Annotated in this window: 18 protein-coding genes; 3 read left to right on the forward strand and 15 right to left on the reverse strand. The window is 35.5% G+C overall.

Annotated features, from left to right (window positions below; genetic code table 11):
- Positions 1-74: 74 nt before the first annotated feature.
- From A3EM_RS0129265 to A3EM_RS0129310, 10 genes are all read right to left on the reverse strand, one after another.
- Positions 75-1,589, reverse strand: coding sequence for a RagB/SusD family nutrient uptake outer membrane protein (locus A3EM_RS0129265; RefSeq protein WP_169513425.1), 1,515 nt, complete (start codon positions 1,587-1,589; stop codon positions 75-77).
- Between the two features lie 23 nt (positions 1,590-1,612).
- Positions 1,613-4,939, reverse strand: a complete 3,327-nt coding sequence (locus tag A3EM_RS0129270) for a SusC/RagA family TonB-linked outer membrane protein (protein WP_083925321.1) — start codon at positions 4,937-4,939, stop codon at positions 1,613-1,615.
- Between the two features lie 191 nt (positions 4,940-5,130).
- The gene (locus A3EM_RS0129275) at positions 5,131-6,135 is read right to left on the reverse strand and encodes a FecR family protein (protein ID WP_020531818.1); all 1,005 of its coding nucleotides are present in this window, start codon (positions 6,133-6,135) and stop codon (positions 5,131-5,133) included.
- 87 nt (positions 6,136-6,222) lie between these two features.
- Positions 6,223-6,882 carry an RNA polymerase sigma factor gene (locus A3EM_RS0129280; protein ID WP_157638149.1) on the reverse strand — a complete coding sequence of 220 codons (660 nt, stop codon included), beginning with the start codon at positions 6,880-6,882 and terminating at the stop codon, positions 6,223-6,225.
- 454 nt (positions 6,883-7,336) lie between these two features.
- Positions 7,337-8,821, reverse strand: a complete 1,485-nt coding sequence (locus A3EM_RS0129285) for a cryptochrome/photolyase family protein (RefSeq protein ID WP_020531820.1) — start codon at positions 8,819-8,821, stop codon at positions 7,337-7,339.
- Entirely contained in the window at positions 8,814-8,957 is a 144-nt protein-coding gene (locus tag A3EM_RS47175) for a DUF2256 domain-containing protein (RefSeq protein WP_083925322.1), read from the reverse strand. The genes A3EM_RS0129285 and A3EM_RS47175 overlap by 8 nt, the downstream gene beginning before the upstream one ends.
- The gene (locus A3EM_RS0129295) at positions 8,954-9,598 is read right to left on the reverse strand and encodes a flavin reductase family protein (RefSeq protein ID WP_020531822.1); all 645 of its coding nucleotides are present in this window, start codon (positions 9,596-9,598) and stop codon (positions 8,954-8,956) included. Before A3EM_RS0129295 ends, A3EM_RS47175 begins: the two co-directional genes overlap by 4 nt.
- A gap of 4 nt (positions 9,599-9,602) precedes the next feature.
- On the reverse strand, positions 9,603-11,051 hold the full coding sequence (locus A3EM_RS0129300; RefSeq protein ID WP_020531823.1) for a cryptochrome/deoxyribodipyrimidine photo-lyase family protein: 1,449 nt from the start codon (positions 11,049-11,051) through the stop codon (positions 9,603-9,605).
- The gene (locus A3EM_RS0129305) at positions 11,038-12,147 is read right to left on the reverse strand and encodes an FAD-binding domain-containing protein (RefSeq protein ID WP_020531824.1); all 1,110 of its coding nucleotides are present in this window, start codon (positions 12,145-12,147) and stop codon (positions 11,038-11,040) included. Before A3EM_RS0129305 ends, A3EM_RS0129300 begins: the two co-directional genes overlap by 14 nt.
- Positions 12,144-12,413, reverse strand: a complete 270-nt coding sequence (locus A3EM_RS0129310) for a TIGR03643 family protein (protein WP_020531825.1) — start codon at positions 12,411-12,413, stop codon at positions 12,144-12,146. Before A3EM_RS0129310 ends, A3EM_RS0129305 begins: the two co-directional genes overlap by 4 nt.
- A 233-nt stretch (positions 12,414-12,646) precedes the next feature.
- On the opposite strand from A3EM_RS0129310, the gene A3EM_RS0129315 reads away from it, so the two are divergent.
- Entirely contained in the window at positions 12,647-13,417 is a 771-nt protein-coding gene (locus tag A3EM_RS0129315; RefSeq protein ID WP_020531826.1) for a GNAT family N-acetyltransferase, read from the forward strand.
- Between the two features lie 15 nt (positions 13,418-13,432).
- Here the strand turns inward: A3EM_RS0129315 and A3EM_RS0129320 are convergent, their stop codons facing one another.
- Complete coding sequence (locus tag A3EM_RS0129320) at positions 13,433-13,672, reverse strand: hypothetical protein (RefSeq protein ID WP_020531827.1); 240 nt, start codon at positions 13,670-13,672, stop codon at positions 13,433-13,435.
- A gap of 272 nt (positions 13,673-13,944) precedes the next feature.
- Here A3EM_RS0129320 and A3EM_RS43965 point away from each other — a divergent pair, with 272 nt between their 5' ends.
- Positions 13,945-15,573, forward strand: coding sequence for a PAS domain-containing protein (locus A3EM_RS43965; protein ID WP_020531828.1), 1,629 nt, complete (start codon positions 13,945-13,947; stop codon positions 15,571-15,573).
- A 445-nt stretch (positions 15,574-16,018) separates the two neighbouring features.
- Here the strand turns inward: A3EM_RS43965 and A3EM_RS0129335 are convergent, their stop codons facing one another.
- From A3EM_RS0129335 to A3EM_RS0129350, 4 genes are all read right to left on the reverse strand, one after another.
- Positions 16,019-16,261, reverse strand: a complete 243-nt coding sequence (locus tag A3EM_RS0129335; RefSeq protein WP_020531829.1) for a hypothetical protein — start codon at positions 16,259-16,261, stop codon at positions 16,019-16,021.
- 25 nt (positions 16,262-16,286) lie between these two features.
- A complete protein-coding gene (locus A3EM_RS0129340) occupies positions 16,287-16,868 on the reverse strand; it encodes a hypothetical protein (RefSeq protein WP_020531830.1) in 582 nt (193 codons plus the stop codon).
- Between the two features lie 199 nt (positions 16,869-17,067).
- Entirely contained in the window at positions 17,068-19,146 is a 2,079-nt protein-coding gene (locus A3EM_RS0129345) for a glycoside hydrolase family 3 protein (protein ID WP_020531831.1), read from the reverse strand.
- A 130-nt stretch (positions 19,147-19,276) separates the two neighbouring features.
- Positions 19,277-20,413 carry a helix-turn-helix domain-containing protein gene (locus A3EM_RS0129350; RefSeq protein ID WP_044240159.1) on the reverse strand — a complete coding sequence of 379 codons (1,137 nt, stop codon included), beginning with the start codon at positions 20,411-20,413 and terminating at the stop codon, positions 19,277-19,279.
- A 221-nt stretch (positions 20,414-20,634) separates the two neighbouring features.
- On the opposite strand from A3EM_RS0129350, the gene A3EM_RS0129355 reads away from it, so the two are divergent.
- Positions 20,635-21,288 carry a hypothetical protein gene (locus A3EM_RS0129355; RefSeq protein ID WP_020531833.1) on the forward strand — a complete coding sequence of 218 codons (654 nt, stop codon included), beginning with the start codon at positions 20,635-20,637 and terminating at the stop codon, positions 21,286-21,288.
- Positions 21,289-21,391 lie beyond the last annotated feature (103 nt).

Consider the following 21,391-nt stretch of genomic DNA (forward strand, 5'->3'; position numbering starts at 1 on the left):
CAGAAATAAAAAAAGTGGATTTAAAAGGCAGACAACCATGAATACCTTTTAAATCCACTGTTATAAATAATTACCTAGTTTTCACCGTAACCATTATTTTGGGTAAGATTTGGGTTAATTTGAATCTCTTGTACCGGAATTGGCATCAGATAATAATCCTGGGTAATTTCTCTTAAGGGAGGTAAATCACCAGAATCTTTATTTTCATTTGCTTCCTTTACTTTTTCGGTCCTCACCAAATCAAACCATCTGCTATATTCAGCAGCCAATTCCCATGCCCGTTCCTGTAATACCGCATCTCTAAATGCAATATTTGATAATCCATTTTCAAGGTCAACACTATTATCAGGTTGATCTATGGGAAGGCCTTTAGCTCTTCTTTTTACCATATTCACCGCTTCATAAGCTTTATTATCAGGTCCGGTTGACATGGCTGTAGCTTCTGCATAAACTAACAAAATATCAGAAAAGCGTAAAAACTGAAGATTTCTCCCGGTTAAAAAACGACTTTCAAAATTATCTTCACCTGGAATAGAACCATCTCTATACTTCCCTACAAATGGATGTTTTACATTACTGTTCTCCCACTGTGTTCCGTCCGTAAAAGTTGTGTGAAAGGTAAAGTCTTTTCTTGGTCCTTCAGGAAAGTTTTTGAAAAAATTGATTTCAAAAAACAGTTGATCCCATCCTCCTTCTTCAGAAGGGCCCATTGAAGTGGCTGTTACACTGGTTCTTGCATTGGTGCCGCAATCCACAAGGCGACAAAACTGAATAGCCCAAACGATCTCTTCATTAACCTCATTGGCCATTAACCAGACATCCTTGTAATCTGGTAATAAAATATGGCCGGAATTATCAATTACTTCTTCGGCTTTCTGCGCAGCTAAGGTATACTTGGTTTCATCTTTTAGTGGCCATCCTGCCATAGTGAGGTATACCTGTGACAATAAAGATTTAGCAGCCCATACAGTTACCCGACCGGGTTCTCCTGGCCAGGAACCGGGCAAATATTTTTCAGCAAATAATAAATCCTCCTCAATTAAATTATACACATCAATTGTTGGAGACCTTGTTATTTCTAAATCTAAAGTGCTGGAAGTAATTGGGACATCTCCAAACATTCTTACAAGCCAAAAGTAGGAGAATGCTCTTAAAAACTTTGTTTGAGCTACACTGATCATGATTTGTTCCTGATCGCCTTGTACTTTTTCATAATTTTCAATTACATTATTTGCGGCATAAATTATTCGGTAATGTTGCCTCCAAAAAATTAATGCTACATTACTTAAAGGCTCCACGGCAAACCTGTCGAATTGGGACCATCCGGAATTATTACCAGTGGTGGTTAAGTCATCCGCACCCATTAGAGGTCCCCAAATATCACGCGAAGCAATCCCTCCCCAGGCTCCTCCCACCAATTCTGCATAGGTGGCGATAACTCCGGCATCCAAATCGGATTGGCTTGTAAAAAACGAATCGCTAATCAATGATCCTTTGGCTTCTTCTTCAAGATCCTGGCAGGAGAGAGTGGTCGCCAATATTAACAATATGGTTAATAAATAGTTGACCTTGATATATCTATATTGCATAATTATTTCTATTTTAAAATACATTAAAAAGTAATTTTTGTACCTACGGTAAATGTTCTCAAAGAAGGATAGGTACTATCATCAATCCCTTGTTGAGTGTCAGAATTTACTGGAGTGGTTGACAATTCCGGGTCATAACTGGAATAGTTTGTCAAAAGTCCCAGGTTTTGAACACTTACATAGACTCTTGCCATTTTTAAGGTGTTTTTGAGTAACTTTTCCGGAAATGTATAGCCTAAGGTTAAATTAGAAATTCTGATAAAGCTACCATCTTCTATCCACTGATTAGACTGGGACCTTGAATTACTGGTATTGCTAAATCCTGGGATATCTGATTGGTTGTTTTCAGGAGTCCACCTATTCAGGATTTCCTTTGAAGTGGGTACTGCATCACCACTACCTAAAATTAAAAACCGGGTTTTATTCCAGACATCGAAACCCTGTGTTCCGTTAATGAGCAAATTGAGGTCAAAATTTTTATATTCAATATTAGTGTTCCAGCCCCAGTTAAAATCAGGAAGAGGACTGCCAAGAATTTCCATATCCTCGGAACCAATCACTTTATCCCCATTTACATCTCTATATCTTGGATCTCCTGGTACTTGTGCATATTCTGCTGCTTCAGCCGCCTGATCTGCCTTCCAGGTCCCTTCATAATGAAGTCCATAAAATTGAGAAATTGGTTTACCTGGTAGCAGGATAAATTCTCCCAAATAAAGTACACTATCCTGGCCTAGTGATAATACTTTATTTCTGTTTACACTTAAATTAAGGGAGGTATTTAATTTGAAATCCTGATGATCGATAGTAGTCCAGTTGACTAAAAATTCTATTCCCTTATTTTCTATGGAACCAATATTTTTAAGCACAGTTCCTCCTCCTGCATAACCCGGTACAGGTACATTTAACAATAAATCATCCGTTTCTTTGTGATATAAATCTAAAGCACCGGTTACTTTTCCATTAAAAATACCGAAATCCACACCAACATTAATTTGAGTAGTAGTTTCCCATTTTAAATCAGGATTTGAGGGAGTACCAGGGCCAATTCCGATACTCATAGATTGGTTATTCATAGGGTAATTTCTATTCAGCGTAAGTGTAGTTAAGGTTTGATAGGGTGATATAGCCTGGCTACCTACCTTTCCTATACTTGTTCTTAATTTTAAATCAGATAGAAATCCTGCATTATTTATAAAACTTTCATCAGAAATTCTCCAGGCAAAAGCTGCAGACGGGAAATAACCATATTTATTCCCATCACCAAATTTGGAAGAGCCATCTGCCCGAAATGAAGCAGTAAATAAATATTTATCTTTAAGGGTATAATTTACTCTCCCTAAAAATGACTGGAGTGATTCGTCCTGAAAACTGGAAAATACCTGCTGGTTGGATCCTAACTGAAGCCGATAGTAAGTCAGGGCATTTGTGGTCAGGCCGGTGGCATAGGCAGAGTTTCCTTCTGTTTTTGTGACTTGTTGCTCATAAATGGCAGATACATCAATAAAATGGTTTTCATTTATTTTTTTGGAATAGCTCAGAATATTGGTGTTTTGCAAGCGGTAATAAAAATTGTCCGTTTGGATGGCCTCACTTGTAGATTCATCTGCTCCTGGCTGGTAACGCTTGAATGTAGGACTATGGGTAAATATTCCATCTATTCCTCCCATCACAGAGAGTTTTAAATCTTTTGTAATTCTATAACCTAATTGTAATTGGGACCAGGTATTCCACCTTTTTTGGTCAAATAACCTTTCTCTTACCTGATAAACAGGATTAGCAGCTATAGGTCCGTAACCTCCAGGTGATAAGGTGTACTTTTGAGTTTCGGCATCAAAAACGGCTATATTTGGAGGGAATACATGGGCTGCTCCTAAAGCAGTACTTCTGCCATTGTAGGTGTAATTATTCCGGGCATTTGTATGGTTGGCATATATGTTAAAGATTAAATCTGTTTTTTTACTGAGTTCGGAGGAAACATTCGCCCGAATTCCATATCTTTTGTAAAATGAATTATCAATAATACCTTCCTGATCGGCAAGAGATCCTGAAATGTAAAATTTTGTTTTTGGTGATCCTCCACTTAAAGCCAGTTGATAATTTTGAGTTGCTCCGTTCCTAAGAATCTCATCTAGCCAATTGGTTCCTCCCGCCTGAGTGACCGAATCAATTTCAGCTGAAGTAAAAATATCATCTAACCCAAGGTCTCTATTTCGCTCATTTACTACATTCATATACTCCTCAGTATTAAGCAGGTCTAATTTTTTGCTCAATTTATCCACACTATAAAAGGCATCAAATTCCACTTTTAATTCTCCACTTTTGCCGGTTTTGGTGGTAATAATTACTACTCCATTTGATCCCCTTGACCCGTATATAGCGGTAGCAGAAGCATCCTTTAATACATCGATGGATGCAATATCATTTGGGTTTAATATGGATATATCTCCACCTACAAAACCGTCAATCACGTAAAGGGGATTGTTGTTGCCATTCACAGAATTAAAGCCTCTGATTCGAATTTTCATACTGGCACCTGGTGCGCCACTTGGTGTTTGAACGGTCACACCAGCAGTTCGGCCCTTCAAGGCATTTTCTGCCCGAATAATAGGTTGATCCTCGAAATCCTTGGAATTAATGGATGCTACCGAACCTGTCAGATCCGATTTTTCTTTCACACCATATCCGATTACCACAACTTCTTCTAATTGTTCTAAATCAGGAACCAGCTGGATATTAATAACCTCTTTAGTGCCCACTTCAACTTCCTGAGTTTCAAATCCTATATAGCTAAATTGCAATATAGCACCCTCGGAAATACCCAGTGTAAACTTTCCTTCCACATCAGTGGTGGTTCCGGTGGTGGTCCCTTTTAGGATTACACTTACCCCGGGCAATGGTTGATTATCCTCTGAGGAAAATACGGTTCCGTTGATTTTGTTTTGGTAAACTTCGAATTTATTGGCTATTTCTTTAATTTTTGGTTTGCCAAATGATCCTTTACTGATATGGATATTTCTATTAATTCTGGTGAATTTTAAACTGGTTTGTTTGGCAATTGAGGTTAATATTTTTGCCAGAGACTCGTCATTGGCAACTATATCCAGGCGTTTTTCCCGGTTAATTTCTATGGTATTATATGTAAAATTAAAGTTAGTCCTTTTTTCTATTACCTGGATAACCTCTTTTAAAGGAGTATTCTGTAACGATAGGGATATTTGAATATCATAAATACTTTCCTTTTGAGCTTTTCCTTCATTAGCCAACAACATGCTGCTAAATAAAATCTGAAAAAAGATGCCGTAAAATAAAAGTTTGGACATCATTAGAATATGTTTTTTTATTTTCATATTTTTATTATGTTTTGGGTACACACTACTTGAAATGATATCTTAATTTGTTATCACAGGCTTCAATTGTATTAACAAATTAAAAGGTGAAATTAGACTGGGCATCAAGGATTTAGCGGTTCAGGATGTCCAGTTCTATTTTTTACTAACTAGCTTGTATTTAAAAAAAATTCCATGATCAGTTTTGTGGTTTAGTTTGTTATTTTTAATACTTTATTATTCAAATCGTATGAAAATCCCGAGGTTATACTTATGCCTTTAATTACATTAATCAGAGGCTCTTTCTCATAAATTCCTGAATAGGATCCTTTTAACTTTACAGATTCATCCACCTGTATTTCTACTCCATACCATCGTTCAATTTTTTCAAATACCAGTGTTAAAGGTTCATTATCGAATATTAAAATCCCATTTTGCCACCCCGTGATTTTATGTTTGTCAAATAAATCTTTCTTGATTTTTCCCTTACCCGAATAGGTAATCATTTCATTGGGATGAAGAATAAGTTTATTTTGATCAGCATCCGATACCTGGAGTTTTCCTTCCACAAGGGCAATATTTACTTCCTGAAAATTATTGATATTGAAGGAGGTGCCTAATACTTTTGCCTCTATGTGGCCAACTACCACAATAAATGGTTTATCCTTATTCTCTGCCACCTCAAAAAAAGCTTCCCCTTCAAGAAAAACCCGTCTGACATTTCCTGAGAAATGTTCTGGAATCTTTAAGCTGCTTTCAGAATTTAATTTAATTTTAGTACCATCTTTTAAAATAATGGTAGATTTTTTCCCCTTAGGATTCTTTTTTATAATATAGGAAATGGGCGGGCTTTCAGCAGGTTCATCCATATTTAGAAAGAAACCAAACCCAACGATTAAACCAATTAATATACTGGCAGCAATCCCACTTATCCATTTGAAATTCCACTTTTTTTTCTGCTTGTTTATTGTTGAAGAATCTGTCCGGATGATTTTTTCGAACATCTCGATATAATGTTGATCACTTAAATCGTACCTTTCCCCATAATGGATATTTTTTGTGATTTGTCGGGCTAAATTTATTTCTCGGCTTTTCTCAGGATGGTTTTGTAACCACTTTTCCCAAAAATGGTTGGTTTCCTCATTCGGCTCATTTACCCATTTGATAAAAAACTCATCGGAAAGAAAATCTTCAGTCTGGTATTCTAAATAATTCATATGTCTTTTTGAAAAATCATAAATTATTTTGCTTGATAATAATTTATTTACGCTTTGGCAATGTCGGGTTCTAAAGGCTTTTTAAGGCTAAAAAATCCCATTCATTTCTTTTTTAATGGCGGTAATCGCCCTGTAAACTAGTTTCCGGGCTGATTTTACATCTTTAAAATCCATTATGACAGAAATATCCTTATAGGAAAGGCCTTCTTCAAAGAACAGAATGATTATGTGCCTTTGCCTGTCGGTCAGTTTGTCCACTGCAGCTTGTAGTGAGGCTTTCAATTCACTACTCATTTCTTCTCGGATTATCTTAGTTTCCTGTGATATTTCAATTTTAAATCCCTGTTTTTCAATTAATTCGGTATTAAAAATATACTTCTGTTCTTTTTTTAATTTTTTCAATAAGGCTCTGTAAAACCATTTAAACAAAAAGGCTTTGATACAAACTACTTTGGCTAATGTTTGTCTGTTTTTTCTTAAATCGATAAAAAGATTTTGTACTACATCCCTGATTAAATCTTTTCGCTTGGTGAACTGGTATCCATAATTGCAAAGCATCCCTGTATACACCTTATAAATGTAGTTAAAGGCATTTTCATCGCCCTCCTTAAAAGCACTCCAGATTTCGTGATCAGACTTTTTATTAAAATCTTTTTTTATCTGGATTTCATTTTTCAGGACATAGGTTGATTCAATAAATTCCTGGTTATTTTTTAAGTTAATTATTTTAGCGATTTTCATTTTCATTAATTTAGGTAATTCTTTACCTTCTTATTTAGTTAGTGCCAGTAATTAATAAAAAGCACCCAAAAAATTTCAAGTTTATTTTTACAGGTCCTGGATTGAGGTTTTAAAGCTGGAAATATTCAATATGAAATAGTTTAAACCAATAGCAAGGGATAGTCATTTTTATTTTAGTTTTATCCCATAAATGATTCACTTGATAGGAGAATTATGCCTGATGATTGGAGGATAAAATCGGATTTATCGCTATAAAAAAAGGAAAGGCATATCTTCATTCATTTATATCCTGAGAATAAGCTTTTTTTCATTAGCACATTGAGCATACAATGTTATCAGGAAGGGAAGTGATAAGGTTTATCCATACATAAAAGGGAAAATTTAAATCCACAGATTTGAGAAACCCTCAGGGAGGAAAGAGTTATCTTAAGCATTTTGCATTTGAAAAAAGTCTTTCTGCCTAATCAGCTAAATGATTTAAAAATTCTTCTGCATTTTTAAGATGGTTTTTCTTTTTCTGATCGTCCATTTTATCTAAAGTTTTTACCAACATGCCCAGACGGGGATTTTGAGTGAAAAAATCCCGGTGGACATGCATAAACCTCCAGAATAATCCATCCCATGTTTCCTGCCAATCTCCTTTTTCATAATCACTCATTTTCATTAAATAATTACTACTGCTAATATAAGGTTTTGTAGACATCAATCCGCCATCCGCAAATTGGCTCATCCCATAAACATTGGGTACCATCACCCAATCATAGGCATCAATAAATAATTCCATAAACCAGCGGTAAACCTCATCCGGATCAAACTCGCAAAGCATCATAAAATTCCCAAGTACCATCAATCGCTCAATGTGATGACAATATCCAGTGTGTAGAATTTTCTTAATGGTGTGGTCTATGGGTGGAATTCCTGTTGAACCTGTATAAAATCCTTTTGGAATTTTCCTGCTGAAATTCCAAAAGTTTTTCGTTCGTTGTTCATTGCCCTTGGCTTCATAAATTCCCCGGATAAATTCTCGCCAGCCAATCAGCTGACGGATAAACCCTTCAAGTGAATTGATGGGGATTTCGCTGGATTTGGCATAATCCAGTGCCTCATCAATTACAAAATCAGGAGTCAGCAATCCAACATTGAGCATAGGAGTTAGCACGCTATGGTGCAGTATGCTTTCCTTTTTTACAATGGCATCCTCGTAAGTTCCAAAGTCCGAAAATCTGTTTTTCAGAAATTCCTCCAACCATTTTTTGGCTGAAGAAAAGTTAAAAGGGTAAAGTGGACTTTCTCCTAACTGACCAGGGTTATCAGAAAAGTGTGCCTGAATATATTCCCGGGCCTCTTCGAAAACAGCCTCTGTTTTCGGATAATTTACAGAAGGAGGTGTTTTTTGTTTAGGATATTTCTTTCTGTTTTCATCATCGAAACTCCATTTTCCGCCTTTAGGTTTTTCCTCATTTTCTAAAAGAATTTTGTAGTGTTTTCTTTGTTCAATATAAAATGAAGTCTGATGAAATTTCTTTTTATCCGATCGGAAAAAAGGTTGTAAATCTTCCTTTTTGGTAAGAAAAAGAGGCGAATCATGAATGACCAGTTTCAATTTTAATTCAGCTGCCTTTTTTGAAATTCTCTTCTGTAACCAATTATCAGTTGGATCGATGATATGAATTTCCTCAGGTTCCTTTTGTGCCAAATGCTCAATAAGCTTTCGGACATCAGATAATGAAGAATGAGCCTCAATATAATTGACCTTAAAACCTTTCGAATTAAGATGCTTCTCATAAAACTTCATTGTAGCCCGATGAAAAGCCAGCTTTTGTTTATGAAAGGCAAACTGATTGAAAAAAAGGGTTTCTTCAACTAAATAAATATCATATTCCTTTTGAGTTAAAGGATTTTCCTCAAAAAGTTGATGGGGGAAGATTAGGGCTATTTTACTCAAAGCTTTTCTTTTTGTGTCTACTACATTTTTTACTGCAATATTTTACTTCTTCCCATGAATTTCTCCATTTTTTCCTCCAGGTAAATGGCCGTTCGCAAACCAGACATATTTTTTGGGGAAGATGTTGTTTTTTCATTGTTGTATTTTTTCAAACCTGGGTAATTTGTTGGCTTTGGTATAGGGAAACTGGTTAATTTTATTCAGTTCATAATAACTATTTACTCCTGAAATTCCTGCCGAACCCAGAGAGGTTAAATTGATGTGCCCCTGCTCATCCATTGAATTTTCCGGAATGGAAATATGCTGGATTTCCCCAATCATTAAAATAGTTTTATTTACCTGAATAGGAATTTCTTCTATCAGTTTCATGCCGATTTTTAAAGGACTTTCTTTCACAAAAGGGGCCTGAAATCCATATAAATATTCTTCGGTAAATTCACAGACCTCAAATTCGGAAGTTTCTTTTGGGAACTTAGCAGAGGTAAAGTGGGCCTGTTCTATAAAGTTTTGATGTACATGATTAATCGTGTAAAAGCCACTTTCTTTAATATTCAGATAGGTATCTCTTGGTTTTTCATGTTGTGGCCTCATGATAAATCCCAGTAGTGCAGGTGAGCTACCCAGGTGGACTACACTGCTAAATATCCCAAGATTCGGATAGCCGTCTTTTGATTTGGTCCCTATCAGGTTTGCAGGTTTTATACCAGAGACTGAGTTAATGATGTTCAGTCTTTTTATACGTTCTGTATTTTCAATATCTTTTTTTGTTAAATGCATATTTTTATTGTCGTGTATGGGTGGCGATAATTCTTTTGCTTTCTTCTTTTACGGCAAGATGTTTTTTATGACCCCAGATTTTATCCCGTGCAGCTTTAGCTCTTTCTTCCAGATCAATAATAGGCATAGGGTAATCTGCTCCAATATTTACTCCAGAGAAAGCCTGCTCCAGCTTGCTCATTTTCCAGGGTTTATGAATATGATTTTCAGGTATATTTTTTAATTCAGGAATCCACTTTTTAATAAAAATTCCCTTAGGATCGTGCTCCTGGGATTGCTTCACCGGATTATACATTCTAATCGTATTGATACCAGTGGTTCCCGCCTGCATTTGAAATTGAGGGTAATGAATACCAGGTTCATAATCTAAAAATTGTCTGGCCAAATGATAAACTCCATTCCTCCAATCCTGATCCAGATGATGACATAAAAATGACACCAGCATGGCTCGCATCCTGAAATTCAACCATCCTGTCTGGATCACACACCTCATGCAGGCATCCACTAAAGGGAAACCGGTTTTTCCTTCCTTCCAGGCTTTTAGCAGTTCCGGATTGTTTTCATTTTCCAAAAGTTCATATCCCCTGTTTATACAGGTATGCTCGTAATCACATTCCATTTCAAACTTTTGAATGAAATGACAATGCCACTTCAAGCGGGAAAGAAAGGCACTAAACGCACGCTGGTGATGCTGATAGTTCGGATGATTTTTTACATGCTGATAAGCCTGCCTGATACTTAAATTTCCCCAGGCTAAATAAGGCGAAATTCTACTGCAGGATTCCCGGCTTTCCAGAGGTTTGGAGAGGTAATAATTATAATAAAATCCCCTTTGGTGAGTGAATGAATGAAGGTATTTCCAGGCTTTTTGCTCTCCTGCAGGTTGGAATTCTTTTGGATACAACTCCAGGTTCGCCTTCAAATCTTTCTTCAATTGAAATGGGTGATCTAAAATTAGCTGACCAGTATTAGAGTAATTATTTCTGATACAAGGTTCATTCATTTTAGCATACCATTTTTCATCCCAACCTTTCCTGTGCTGAATCCCCCTTAAAATGCCATCTCGCTGATATTCCTTCCAATTAATTTCATGTTGGCCCAGGAATTTTTTCACTGTTTTGTCCCGATACCATGTCTTTTCTATGCCGCTTTCCCGATAACTGAATAGATTTTGGATCTTAAATCTGTCTACCAGAAACTGAAAGACTTCACATGCTTCGGCATGAAATAAATGGATTCGTTTATTGAATTCTTTTAATTTAACATTCAGTGTTTCAATCGAATGATAAATGAATTGAAGATGTCTTAAGGAAGTATCCTCATGCTTTATAATGGATGGTTCAAACAGGTATATGATCAAATAGGGCAAAGCTGAATTTTCAGCTTCCAACAATGGTTCATGATCCTGTAATCTTAAATCTCTTTTTAGCCAGACGATATTAATGTGCTTCATAGTGGTAAGGGATTTCTTTCTTACATTTTTTCCAAAAAGCAAAAAAGGACGGGAAATATCCTTTTACCTCAAACATCCAGTCTCGTGAGTCTTCAATGCCATTATAATGTTTGTTTAGCGGATGTTCTTTAAAGAAAATTTTATCAAGTTGGAACGCTGATTTTAGTTCATCGAATTCACCTGTAAAAATTTGAATATCCGTAATATTTTTCGCAAGATTGATCATGAAATCCAATGATTTTTTAGCAATTGGATATTGATCGAAATGGCTGGGTTCCAGAAGCAAAATCCTGTTAGTATCCATTTCGGTTCTCCAATTTGGATCCAGGTTGTAAAAATTGTAAATGCATGTAGGCTTATGTTCATCTATCGAAATTGGCGGAGCTTGAATTAAGTTAGTTTCTAATTGAGGTATTGATAGCTTAGCAAGTGCTCCAGGAATTTCCATTTGATTAAAAGTATCATAGGCAACATCCAGAAAAGTACCGTTCTGATCGGAATAGAAAAACTTGTTGATATTTTCTTGATTGGCAAAATACTTTTTATTGCTGTTTGCTCCGGCTACCCACTGCCAACTTAGGGCATTACTCGCCCAATCGGCATCCAATAAGTGGAAATACATCCATTTTGCCGGAATCAACCAATGACTTTTTCCCAGATTGCATGCCAGGGAAGCCACATACATTCGCATATGATTGTGCATATAGCCAGTCTGGTAAAATTCACGGATGGCCTGATCCACGGCCCTGATTCCCGTTTGACTGGTAATCAGATTTTCAGGCATTTTATAATTTTCAACTTCAGGCTGTTCTCTTTTTAAATCTTCATTTATGCCTTCACCTTTAGCTATCCAGATTTGTTGCCAATAATCCCTCCAGGCTAATTCCTGAATCAGTTTAATGGAATTGTAAGGATTAAAACCCCGGTCGAGAATTGATTTGTAGACCAATTTCGTTGAAATCACTCCTCTGGAAATGTAGGGGGATAATCTTGTAACCGCACCATCCACATAATTTCGGGTTGATCCATAATCAATAGGTTGAATTGAATTCATTTGCTGAATGATGGAAGCATAGTCGGTCACGAATTCTTTCATCTTTTGGAAATTTTATTGTAACTGATTTGTTTTTGTCTGGAACATTTAAATCTGGTTATGGATGGATTTCTTTTTTCCAAATGCTTTTGGCTGCCACCGCTGTTTACACGTTTCCGCCATCTTTTAAAGCTCTTGGGATGGAGGGCTCCTCTCATCAATTTAATAACCAGTTTCTCTGTGTAACCAAATTGATACTCAATAGCTTCAAAGGGAGTTTTATCTTCCCAGGCCATTTGAATTATTCTATCATGATCTTCAGTTGTCATACCTGATAAACTCATGAGGAAAGGAATAGTTTAAACTTCTTCGAGTATCATTATCCTCTGTAAAGGATGTGGTTTGTCATAGGAAACAAGCATCAAATTCAATTAAGTTAGACGGGATCGAATAGTAAATTTTTTAGGCTAAAAAAACCTGTTCCTAAAAAAATGGAGAGCCTACTGACATAAGGCTGTCACAACTGCCCATATTTTTGAATGAATTTAAATGCGAAAATACCATGGAAAACATCATCACTCTCCACCAAAACAATATTGATCAGGAACATATTTGTTGTGCCATCTCCGATAAAAAATGTAAGGATAGTTATGAAATGAAAAAGGACTGGTTAAAAAAGGAATTGGAGAACGGATATGTTTTTCGCAGGCTTGATGCCCGAGCAAAGGTATTTATTGAATATGGCCCTGCAGAAAATGGCTGGGTACCTGTTGAAGCACCCAAATATTTATTAATTAACTGTTTTTGGGTATCGGGGAAATATAAGGGAAAAGGATATGGAAAAGAATTACTCAATTTGGCCATGATGGATGCAAAAACTAAGGGGCTGGCGGGTTTGGTTACTGTAGTTGGAACTAAAAAATTCCATTTTATGAGTGATACCAAATGGCTGATCAGGCAGGGATTTGAAACTTGTGAAACACTGCCATCAGGATTTAGTTTGTTAGCAAAAAAAAATAAAACAGAGGAAGTTACACCCAAATTTAAAGATTCAGTAAGAAATACTGAGCAGGTGAATCAAAAGGGAATAGTTGTTTATTATTCGAACAGATGCCCATTCTCGGAATTCCATGTAAGAAATTCGCTGATTGAAACAGCTGAAAAACGGAATTTGCCTTTGGAAATAATTAAACTGGAAACCAAGGAACAAGCTCAGTCTGCTCCAACTCCTGCTACAATTTTCAGTTTATTTTATGAGGGTAAATTCATAACCACGGATATAAGCATTTGTATGGACAGCAGATTTGATAAAGTTTTGGAAAAAAGCAGGTAAATAATCTTGCTGAATTTAAGTATTCCTGTTGGATTGATCCTGAATTTCATCTAACCCTCTCATAAAAATGGTAATTAAAATAATAAGGCTGGATGACAGCACCTCCATTAAAAACAAACAATCGTAATAGAGGGATAGGGAAAACCAAACGGTTAATAAGGATATAACGATGATATTCACCCACAAGGCTTCTAAGCCCCTTTTTTCTGTTTTTTTAACATCAATCCCCACTTTATTTCTGCTAAATTGATTCATAATACTAGGTTTGTTGAGACAATTCAATCAAAAGTAAAGCATTGAATTCATTTATTATTATTTATATTTTATATAGATTACATAAGTTATTTTTATGGTTTATGAAAAGTTTGCTAGGTGAGTTCATTACAGCAAGTATGTTTAAACATTTACTGGTTATTTGTGGGAAAGGATAGAAACTGACACTTTAACTTTTATAAACATAATAAAGTTAATTGGGTATCCCGATAAGTATAGGCTTACGTTTTTCAGGGGAATTATCGCAAAAAATTATGAAAAACTTACTCCCATACCAAATATTAAAAAAATCAGCATTAAAACATTTTCAGCAAAAGGTTTCGGATCAGGAAATGATGATTTCCAAATGCACTTCATTTATAAAAGAAGTAGAAAATGGGAATTTAGATACGAATTTAATTGATCATACGGAGGATAAGACAAATCCATTGGCCATGGCCCTGTTAAGTATGAGAGATAAAATGAAACTGATAAATGAAGAAGAACAAAAGAGGAATTGGGTGACGCAGGGTTTAGCACAATTTGCAGAAATCCTGAGGATACAAAATGAGGAGATCCAGGAAGTAGCGGACAAGATATTAAGTAGTCTGGTTAAATATTTAAATGCAAATCAGGGAGCTATATTTATTTTGAATGATGATGACAGTCAAAATAAATTTCTGGAACTTATTGGCTGTTATGCCTACAATAAGAAAAAATACCTGAATAAAAGCATTGGACTGGGTGAAGGATTGGTTGGTCAGGCATTTTTGGAAAAAGAAACGGTTTATCTTACTGAAGTTCCTGAGGATTATGTAACCATCACTTCTGGTCTGGGGGAGGCATTACCCAAAAACATTCTGATTGTTCCTTTAAAAATAAATGAGACGGTTTATGGGGTGTTAGAAATTGCGTCTTTTTCATTAATTGAGCCATATCAATTAGAGTTTCTGGAAAAATTATCTGAAAGTATTGCCTCTACTTTTTCCAATACAAAAGTTACTCAACGCACTAAAATATTATTGGATGAGACTCAACAACAAGCAGAAGAATTAAGGGCTCAGGAGGAAGAAATGAGGCAGAATCTGGAAGAAATGCAAAGCACGCAGGAGGAACTCTCTAGAAAAAATAAAGAGATTGAAAAATCTTCAGCGGAATCCAAAAGCATTTTAAATGGAATAAATGCCACCATGGCTACCATAGAATTTACGCCTGAAGGTAATATTATTTCGGCAAATGAAAATTTCCTGAATACTGTTAAATTTTCTTTACATGAAATTCAAGGAAAACATCATCAAATTTTTGTTCCTCAGGAAATCCTGGAATCAAGGGAATATCAATCATTTTGGCAGAAACTGGCGTCTGGAACCCCCACAACAGGAGTGTTTAAGAGAATAAATTCTGAAGGAGAAATGATATGGTTAAATGCCATTTATAATCCGATTTTTGATGCAGAAGGAAAGGTAACTAAAGTGGTAAAATTTGCTACAGATGTTACGCATCAACAAAAATTAAAAGCCGAAAATGAGGGGATAATTCAGGGGATCAACGCTACCATGGCTACCATAGAGTTTACGCCTGAAGGCAATATTATTTCGGCAAATGAGAACTTCCTCAATACGGTAAAATTTTCTTTACAGGAAATTCAGGGGAAACATCATCAAATTTTTGTTCCTCAGGAAATTTTAGAATCTAAGGAATATCAATCATTTTGGCAGCAATTGGCTGCCGGAACACCAACATCCGGAGTATTTAAAAGGAAAAATTCAGAAGGACAATATATATGGCTAAATGCTATTTATAATCCAATATTTGATGCAGATGGAAAGGTAATGAAGGTAGTAAAACTGGCAACTGATGTTACAAGGCAAACTGAGTTACAACCTGAGAGTTTACTTGGATAATATAGCTTTTAAATAAAAATTGAGGTGGTAAATTATTGCGCTTCAATTAACCTGATGTATCAAAGTAAAATAAAAAAATAGCAAATCAATAATTCCAACTGCAAGTAGGATAAAACTTATTGCAACAATTGGGGCAAACGATGATTGGTGAGCTGTCCCTATTTTTTGTGGACAGCTCATCTCCAAAATATAGAATCATTTTTCCTTTTCCTGTGTATTCAATTTGATTTCTGGAGTAAATGGGTAGTGGTAAAATTTACAGGTTCATTGCGCTAAAAATAGGTCGCGCTCTTTAACCGCCTTATTTGTTCCAGAATAGATTTTACATTAAAAATAGGATGATCATCGCCAGGATAATGTTAATACCTTTCAGTAATTTTCAATTTTCAGGAAAGAGAAACTCAAAAACACTGAGGTACCTAAAAAGATGAAGCTAAAAATTAATTTAAAGCATTTTTAGAATAGATTTTATTTTCTGGGTATCCTGATTTTTTTCAAGGATTGACGGTTTTTGGGGCACAAACTTTAAATTTTTTAGCAATTGAGCGGCTTCCATAAAATCGTTTAATTTTTCAGGATATTCAAGTAGAAAATTAATCCACAGTCCTTTCTTTTGGGAATGAAAAATAAAATTCTGGAATCCTTCATCTGTAAGAAAATCTTCGGTATTGAAATTTGCATATTTCATAATTCTCAAATAATTAACAATTGATTTATTCTTTTAAAATTTGTCCATTTGAGCTAAAAGAATAGTGGGTTTGCTTAATTTCACTTTTTAATAATCCGACTATGTTGTTTTCCTCATCCAGTTCATATCTGAACATACTGTCGATAACGGTCATTTTACAATGGTTTTCAATGATAAAGGTAGATGAAGAGTAGAGGTCATTTTCGCGACCACAATTCTTGGTCAATAGATTTAGTTTGGCCATAGGTTTTCCATCCCATGAATAGGTTTGGACAACGGGAAAAATATCATTGGAGGGATAGGTATAAATAATACCATATGTATTCTGATTAATTTTAATTTTCCCAAGAATATTTGCGCTATTAGGCTTGTATTTCAAAATGTATTCATTTTTTATATCAATGCAGGGATGGGAAACATCATCATTGCAGTGCATTTTGAATGGCAGATTCAGATTTGGTAATAAACCACAATACTTTTCGAAATCAGAATTATTGGTTTGTGTCCCTGATAAGGGATCTTTAATTCCTTTTGGCGGGTCAAAAAATAAGTTTCCAAATGCCAAAGTACTGAAAAAAATGAATATGTATATCACAAGTTTTCCCATGTGGCCAGCCGTAATTTTTGTTTAAATCCTCTTTTCTTGTTGGTATCAATCAAAAAAATGTAAATTTTCTTAATTGCATTTCACCTACAGTTTTTTGTATTTTCTATTTGACCCTACCAGTTTGTATGAATACAAACCTATTTGTGACTATGACATTAGGAGAGTCTTAATTTTCCTGATTAGCAGGGATTTATAAAAATTATTTCGGATAACTTAAGCCTTCATCAAATTTGAATAAAGCATAGCCATCATCTTCCTGATAACCAGGTACATCAGCTAAGTTATTTTCAACTGCTTCTCCTGAAACTGGAATGGAAAACGGCATTTTACCCGTTGGATTAAACTTTCCCGAAAGCACATCCAGTAAAGCATCGCTGGTAGTACCAAAGGTGGCCAAAACAGTATTTAAGTTATCGTTATCAATTTCATTAATAACCCATGGGTTGCTAAAATTTATAACTGTGACTGTTGGTTTCTGGTCCTTAATTTTATTGACATATGCTACATCAATATTATTTTTTGACAATTCATTAAATATTTTTTCACCATTTGAGCCAAACAATCCTCCGGTATGAGGAATTAACCAAAGGATAACCAAATCAGCTTCTTCGGGGGAGTCCACAAATTCCATATCCCAGTGATTCGTTTCCGGATTAATCACCACATGTGGGTTATCTGTATCTCCCCGCTCTACAATGTATTTTTCAAAATACACTTTTGTTTTTGGCTTCAATGGAAGTAGGGAATCTTCATTTCTTAATAGAACAATAGATTTTCTAAAGGCCAAATTCCCTCGCTCCTGAAATTTTTCATTCCCTACAACGGTACTTGCAACCTGTTCATCTACATAAGGATTTTCAAAAAGTCCCAGTTCAAATTTTTCTTTTAGTAAGCGAGTTACAGATTCATCTATGCGGCTTTCTGAGACAAGTCCTTCCTGTACAGCTGCCAGGAGAAAAGTTGGATCTGCTACACCTGAAAAGAGGTCTACTCCAGCTTCGATAGCTTTTTGATAACGTTCTGAAATGGAAAGATTTTCAACACCCCAGGGCATCATAAAAATAGGTCCGGTATCTGAATTTACAATCCCTTTATAACCTAGTTTTCCCCGAAGTAAATCCGTGATTACACCCTTATTATAGGCAAACCCCACCTCATCATATGCTGTATTGACGGGCACAGCGTAATAAGGCATCATTGCAGAAGTACCAGCCTCAATGGCTGCTTGAAAAGGTTTCAGATGATACTCCATCATTTTACCAGGATATTCCTGATCTTTCCCCCAGTCAAAATGTGCATCCTGCCCTTCTTTCTGAGGTCCACCTCCAGGAAAATGTTTAGTGGTGAGTGCCACAGAACCCGATCCTAACTTTTCTCCCTGAAATCCCAAAACAATTTCCCGAATCATATTGGCAGATAAATCTGCATCTTCACCAAAAGTACCTTCAGTTCGTCCCCACCTGGGTTCTGTAGCCAAATCTGCCATATACATATATCCTTTTCGGATTCCCGCGGCTACCCATTCTTGAGCAGCAGTTTCTGCAAATTCACGTGTCAAATCAAAATCCCGCATGGCAGCCAGTCCTAGTTCACCCGGCCATTTTGTAAACGTTGTTTCTCCTAGTCCGATTCCTGTTGATTGGTCTATACTCACATGATTACGGGGATTAGAAGCAATAATAACCGGAATACCCAAACGTGAAGATTCAGCGACTGCCTGTACCTTGTTGGCCCAGTCTGCAATTGTTGTTGCCTTAGTATTTGCGCGTAAAATAAAATGCCGGAGATGTCTTTCCAGTATTCCCTTTGTAGTCCCGGAAACACCCATCATAGGTACAGGAAGAGGTTTTCTTGTGAAAAAGTTTGTCTCACGGATATCATCCTTTTCATATAAATCGCTGGTAACTTTTCTATTTCTATTAAAAGGACTGGTATTTTCATCTTCTGAATCACTTCCCATGTTAATTGTACTTATCAGCATAAAGCCAACTTTTTCTTCCACAGACATTTGGGAAAGTAAATTGGCAACCCTTTCATCTGTTGACAAACGCCAATCTTCATAAATATCCAGTTTGCCATTCTTGTTCATATCTTTAAACTGATAATTATCTTCCTTCAAAAGTTCTATAGATCGAACACCTAATTCCGGTTGGATAAAAAGCTTTTCTTTCGTGCATGATGAAAGAAAAATGATCAGGAAAAATAGAAAAGTGCAGGCTTTTGAAAATCCCTTTTTTACAGCATTTTGAAAAACAATTTTATTGGTTAAACTATTCATGCTTTGGATAAAGTTTATTTAATGCAATTAGGTGAAAAATATAGCAGACTCAGATTATTAGGTCGTGTGAGTGCTTGCTGCTATTATTTTCAAAAGTACCTGATTGATTATTATGAGGGGTACCAACCGATTATTTGAAACCTTTTTGAGGTAATTTATTTTTAAGATATTCAGTTGGAGTGTATCCGGTTTCTTCCTTAAAAATTCGGTTAAAGGTGGTTTTTGAATTGAAACCACATTCCAGGGCAATTCCTAAAATTGAATAGTGTTTGTAGGAAGGATCCATTAATTTTTCCTTTACTTCTTCTACCCGAAATTCATTGATGAATTTATAAAAATTTTTCTTTTGTCCACTGTTAATTACCTGCGACAAATTATGCTTTGAAATATCTAAATCATCCGCCATCATCTGCAAGTTATATTGGTTATTCAGATAAGGTTTTTGTTCCTTTAAATAATTATTGATGGATTTTGAAAGTGATTCAATCTGTGCTGAAGTTAAGGAAGAACCAATATATTTTGGTGCAGAATTATTGGCCTGGACCTCTGGTTTTGGTTTTTTAAATCGCATAGCCGGCTTTTCATAAATAGCATTTTGATTGATACCAAAATAAACCATGATGAAGGTGAAAATAGTAAGGTTAAAACTAAGCGTGGAATACCTAGCAATTTCTAATTCTAATACCTTACTCATAAAAAAAGTAAAAAAACTTGTGATGAATAAAACCAGAAATAAGGACAATACAAAAATCAGCCAGGTTAAAGTATTTTTACTGTTATAATTGGAAAAATATAAAGGAATATTTTTTCGATGTTTTAAAATAAGTTTCAAACCAAAAAACCAGTAGGCAAATACTGAAATCATTAAAAAGGAATAATATATTTTATTATAGATATAATCCGGATTTTCTGTTAAGTCAGGGATACCTGAAATGGGTACCCCACGGATTGTGGAACGATGGATAACAACCAGCAAAAAGGGGATCAAATGTAACAGTTGAATGGGTTTTATTTTGAAATCTTCTATCGCCAGGGAGCTAATGTAAAGGTAAAATAGCGGACCTGTCAGAAACATGATGGGAAAAACTCCTGGTCTAAAGAACTCCACCACCTGAAAAGGCAATAAGCCAGCTCCCATATGAACAGCTATTAAACCCATCCAAATCGTTAAAAACACAAAACTTAAATGTTTGGGCCGTTTGGTTAAGAAAATTAAAACCCCAAAGAGAGATTGTACAAATCCGATAACCCTCACAATGTCATACATCTTAATCTATTTTATCATTAATGGTTAACCAACCCTGAATCTAATGGATTTGAAGTTAAAGAGCAGAACTTTCTTACCATTTAGATCTATATCCTGAAACTTTGAAATGAGTTAAAAGCATTATTATAATTTTCCTAAATTCAAAATGTTGCTGTAGCGCAATACTTATTTTGGTGCCCCCCCCTTAACTTTATATTATCCAAATTTAAACGACCGTGAAAATGAACCAAAATATTTTAACATTAGCTCTTTTTAGTCTTATCCTCACACTTTCCTTTAAAATCAAGGGTCAAACTAATCCTCCTCCAATTCCAGTTGAAATTATGCTTGGCCATAATCGATATTTTTTTCAGATGGTAATGAAAAGACAATTTACCCCTGAAAGTAAATTCGGTTTTTTCACTGTGACTACATTCACTTCAACTTATGAGGAAAATAGTCCTGAAAATAGAATTACCGTACCAGTGCAAATTGACTATGAACTTTACAAGGGATTTTCAGTATTTGTGGGGACCAGGATAAATTCTTTCGCAGGTTTTACTCCCATAGTTGGGCCAAAACATAGCTTTATCACGCGAAATATTTTAGCCATTACACTTCTTTCATATTATGCTAATGGCAACAATGAGGGTCAGGTTTTGGGTTTATATGAATTTAAACCAAAGTTGGGAGACAAATTGTCTTTGTACACAAGAATACAATTTATGTATATTCGAAATTTTGAGGAAAATCGGCATAACAGGAGTTATCTGTATCTAAGAGCAGGGCTAAAACTTGGGAAATGGAACTTTGGGATGGGTGCTAACTTTGATCGATTTGGACCTCAAAAAGAGTTTGTGGAAAATTATGGTCCGTTTTTAAGATATGATTTTTAAAATCAGTTGAGTTTTAAAAATAGAGGAGTAGCTTTTACCGAATTGAAAATCTCAGGTTCAAAAGAATATTATAAAGCCACTGGCATGTAAGTATCTTTTTTTT

The sequence above is a fragment of the Flexithrix dorotheae DSM 6795 genome (genome assembly GCF_000379765.1).
In the GTDB taxonomy this organism is placed as follows: domain Bacteria; phylum Bacteroidota; class Bacteroidia; order Cytophagales; family Flammeovirgaceae; genus Flexithrix; species Flexithrix dorotheae.

Bases quoted from the DNA above. Each gene is read 5' to 3' on its own strand.
- A3EM_RS0129265 (WP_169513425.1), bottom strand. From the start codon at position 1,589: ATGCAATATAGATATATCAAGGTCAACTATTTATTAACCATATTGTTA.
- A3EM_RS0129270 (WP_083925321.1), bottom strand. From the start codon at position 4,939: ATGAAAATAAAAAAACATATTCTAATGATGTCCAAACTTTTATTTTAC.
- A3EM_RS0129275 (WP_020531818.1), bottom strand. From the start codon at position 6,135: ATGAATTATTTAGAATACCAGACTGAAGATTTTCTTTCCGATGAGTTT.
- A3EM_RS0129280 (WP_157638149.1), bottom strand. From the start codon at position 6,882: ATGAAAATGAAAATCGCTAAAATAATTAACTTAAAAAATAACCAGGAA.
- A3EM_RS47175 (WP_083925322.1), bottom strand. From the start codon at position 8,957: ATGAAAAAACAACATCTTCCCCAAAAAATATGTCTGGTTTGCGAACGG.
- A3EM_RS0129295 (WP_020531822.1), bottom strand. From the start codon at position 9,598: ATGCATTTAACAAAAAAAGATATTGAAAATACAGAACGTATAAAAAGA.
- A3EM_RS0129300 (WP_020531823.1), bottom strand. From the start codon at position 11,051: ATGAAGCACATTAATATCGTCTGGCTAAAAAGAGATTTAAGATTACAG.
- A3EM_RS0129305 (WP_020531824.1), bottom strand. From the start codon at position 12,147: ATGAAAGAATTCGTGACCGACTATGCTTCCATCATTCAGCAAATGAAT.
- A3EM_RS0129310 (WP_020531825.1), bottom strand. From the start codon at position 12,413: ATGACAACTGAAGATCATGATAGAATAATTCAAATGGCCTGGGAAGAT.
- A3EM_RS0129315 (WP_020531826.1), top strand. From the start codon at position 12,647: ATGGAAAACATCATCACTCTCCACCAAAACAATATTGATCAGGAACAT.
- A3EM_RS0129320 (WP_020531827.1), bottom strand. From the start codon at position 13,672: ATGAATCAATTTAGCAGAAATAAAGTGGGGATTGATGTTAAAAAAACA.
- A3EM_RS43965 (WP_020531828.1), top strand. From the start codon at position 13,945: ATGAAAAACTTACTCCCATACCAAATATTAAAAAAATCAGCATTAAAA.
- A3EM_RS0129335 (WP_020531829.1), bottom strand. From the start codon at position 16,261: ATGAAATATGCAAATTTCAATACCGAAGATTTTCTTACAGATGAAGGA.
- A3EM_RS0129340 (WP_020531830.1), bottom strand. From the start codon at position 16,868: ATGGGAAAACTTGTGATATACATATTCATTTTTTTCAGTACTTTGGCA.
- A3EM_RS0129345 (WP_020531831.1), bottom strand. From the start codon at position 19,146: ATGAATAGTTTAACCAATAAAATTGTTTTTCAAAATGCTGTAAAAAAG.
- A3EM_RS0129350 (WP_044240159.1), bottom strand. From the start codon at position 20,413: ATGTATGACATTGTGAGGGTTATCGGATTTGTACAATCTCTCTTTGGG.
- A3EM_RS0129355 (WP_020531833.1), top strand. From the start codon at position 20,635: ATGAACCAAAATATTTTAACATTAGCTCTTTTTAGTCTTATCCTCACA.